The organism is Rhizobium sp. P1_E1, assembly GCF_056406015.1.
In genome coordinates this window covers 1-2552 of the sequence record NZ_JBFUAY010000393.1, presented here as the reverse complement: position 1 = coordinate 2552, position 2552 = coordinate 1, and the positions used below count along the sequence as shown (strand labels likewise).

The window sequence follows — 2552 nt, the reverse complement described above, 5'->3', positions numbered from 1 at the left end:
CTGTTTGTCGACCATTTCGGGGACCTTTCTGAGATTGGCGCGAGGCGGAAAGTTCAATCCTGCTCGCGTGTGCCGGGGGAGGCTTCGCGTTGATCCGCGTCTTCGAGATCCGTCTTGACGAGGAATGCATCGGTATGTTCGCGCGAGGCCTCTCGCAGGGCTGCGAGATTTGGAGGATTGTCGGCCTCGCCCTGCTGGGCGTCGAGTTCATGTTCGGCCAGGGTCCAGTGATGCCGGTGCTTGCCTTCCGGCCTCCCCTCCTTCTCCCACAGCGAATATGCCCTTCTTCGGATCTCCTCCTCGCGGGTGGCTGCTGGCAACCCGCCGCTCTTCCTGTCGATTTGGTTTGCGGCTCGCCGAGCCATCTTCTGTCCGCGTGCGTCCGCAACGGGTCGAGCTTTCGGCCGCCCGTCGTCGGTCGTACTTTCGCTTATCTTGCGTCGTGCTGGGTTTTTCATGACCATCTCCTTGGGGATTTCAACCAACTCGACGGATCTAAGTTCCAAACAAAGAGTGTCACGGCACAAAGATCGGGCTTCTGATTTCGCAAGGCTCATGCCGTTCACCAGCGCTTTTGAAGCGCAATCATTGCTCGATCCCCGGGCCCAGACTGAAATGCTCAATTCGCGAAGCGCTGAATCACGAGATGTGGCGCTATACCCTCACTCACCCGCAGCACGTCTTGGCAAGGCCATATAACTGATATACTAGTATGCCAACAAGCATCGACGCCCGGTATCGTTATGTCGCAAGCATCAGAAACCGAAGTCTTGGTAGTCCCGACGTCGCAGGAGGTTGGCGGCAGGCTGCGCCGCATCACCACGGCCGGCGCCATCTACGATCGTCTCTATGCCGACATCGTGTCGCTACGGATGCCGCCTGGCATGCTGCTGCAGGAAAAGCGGATTGCCGATGATTTCGGCGTCAGCCGCACACCGGTGCGTGAGGCGCTGCTCAGGCTTTCCGAAGGTGGACTGGTCGATATCTATCCGCAATCGGGCACGGTCGTGTCGCGGGTGCCGGTCTCGGCGATCCCCGAGGCGGTCGTTGTGCGCAAGGCGCTCGAAGGCACGACCGTCGAGACTGCGGCCCTGACCGCGACTGCCGCAGACATCGCCCGTCTCGATACCATCATCGCCCGGCAGCGGTCGCACGCCGCGACCAACAATGCGTCGAGCTTTCATGAGGAGGATGAGGCCTTCCACGAGGCGATCGCGCAGATATCAGGTTATCCCGGCATCTGGGCAATCCTGAAAACGGTCAAGGTGCAGATCGATCGGGCAAGGCGACTGACGCTGCCGGTGCTTGGGCGCATGGACAACGTGGTACACGAACACATCATTATCCGCGATGCGCTCGCCGCTCACGATGCGGCGGCTGCACGCAGCGCAATGATCCATCACTTAAGCGCCGTCATTCCCGATGTCGACGAACTGCGCGCGCGTTACCCCGATTATTTCTGCTGACGGCAGGCCAACACGAAACGAAAGACCAGGGAAGGAAGAAGGATGCGACAAGGTTGGAGATGGTTCGGACCGGAAGCGCCGGTGACGCTGGATGACGTCCGTCAGACGGGCGCCACCAATATCGTCTCTTCGCTGCATCAGGTGCCGATCGGCAGGGCCTGGACCGAGAAGGAAGTGCGCGAACGCCAGTCTCTGATCGAGACGACGCCGGGCGACCGTGCGCCGCTCGTCTGGTCGGTCGTTGAGAGCATCCCGATCCCCGACGCGGTCAAGCGCAAGGGCGGGGAGGCGAAGGCGGAAATCGAGGCGTGGATCGCCAGCCTCGAAGCGGTCGCCGCCTGCGGCATTCCGATTGTCTGCTATAATTTCATGCCGGTGGTGGACTGGACCCGCACCGAACTCGATTTCGTGACACCGACGGGCGCCACCGCCATGCGTTTCGATCACGAGCGCTTCGCAGCCTTCGATCTCTTCATTCTGGAACGGCCAGATGCGGCGCAGCACTATTCCGCGGAAGACCGGGAAAGGGCGCGTATCGTCTTCGAGGCGATGACGGACGACGAGGTCGCCGACATCACCCGCATCATCACCTCGGCTCTACCGGGGTCGACCACCGAACCTCTGACCATACCGGCCTTCCGGGAAAAGCTGGTCGCTTATAGCGGTATCGATGCAGCAAGATTGCGTCGGCACCTGATCGAATTCCTGGAGGCTGTAACGCCGGCTGCCGAAGCGCGCGGCGTCAAGCTGACGCTGCATCCCGATGACCCGCCGCGCTCGCTGTTCGGCCTGCCGCGCATCGCCTCGACGGCCGATGATTATGCCGCGCTCTTCGATGCGGTGCCATCGGCGGCAAACGGCATGTGTTATTGCACCGGCAGTCTCGGCGTGCGCGCCGAGAACGACCTGCCGGCGATCGCACGGCGCTTCGCCTCGCGCATCCACTTTGCCCATCTGCGCGCCACGACACGCGAGGGCGACGGCCGAACGTTCCATGAAAGCGCGCATCTGGAAGGCGACGTCGACATTGTCGCGGTGCTTCGGGAACTGGTCTGGGAAGACCGCCACCGCGGCACACAAGACACC

At 61.8% G+C, this 2552-nt stretch carries 3 protein-coding genes; 2 read left to right on the top strand and 1 reads right to left on the bottom strand.

All coding sequences use genetic code 11. From position 1 onward, the window contains the following. Positions 1 to 53: 53 nt before the first annotated feature. The gene (locus tag AC1D1Z_RS36195; RefSeq protein WP_131647715.1) at positions 54 to 458 is read right to left on the bottom strand and encodes a DUF2934 domain-containing protein; all 405 of its coding nucleotides are present in this window, start codon (positions 456 to 458) and stop codon (positions 54 to 56) included. A gap of 285 nt (positions 459 to 743) precedes the next feature. Between AC1D1Z_RS36195 and AC1D1Z_RS36190 the strand changes: the two genes are divergently transcribed. After that, entirely contained in the window at positions 744 to 1466 is a 723-nt protein-coding gene (locus tag AC1D1Z_RS36190; protein ID WP_028732280.1) for a GntR family transcriptional regulator, read from the top strand. A gap of 42 nt (positions 1467 to 1508) precedes the next feature. After that, positions 1509 to 2552: mannonate dehydratase (gene uxuA, locus AC1D1Z_RS36185; RefSeq protein ID WP_477853617.1), on the top strand; the 1044-nt coding region annotated here is incomplete at its 3' end.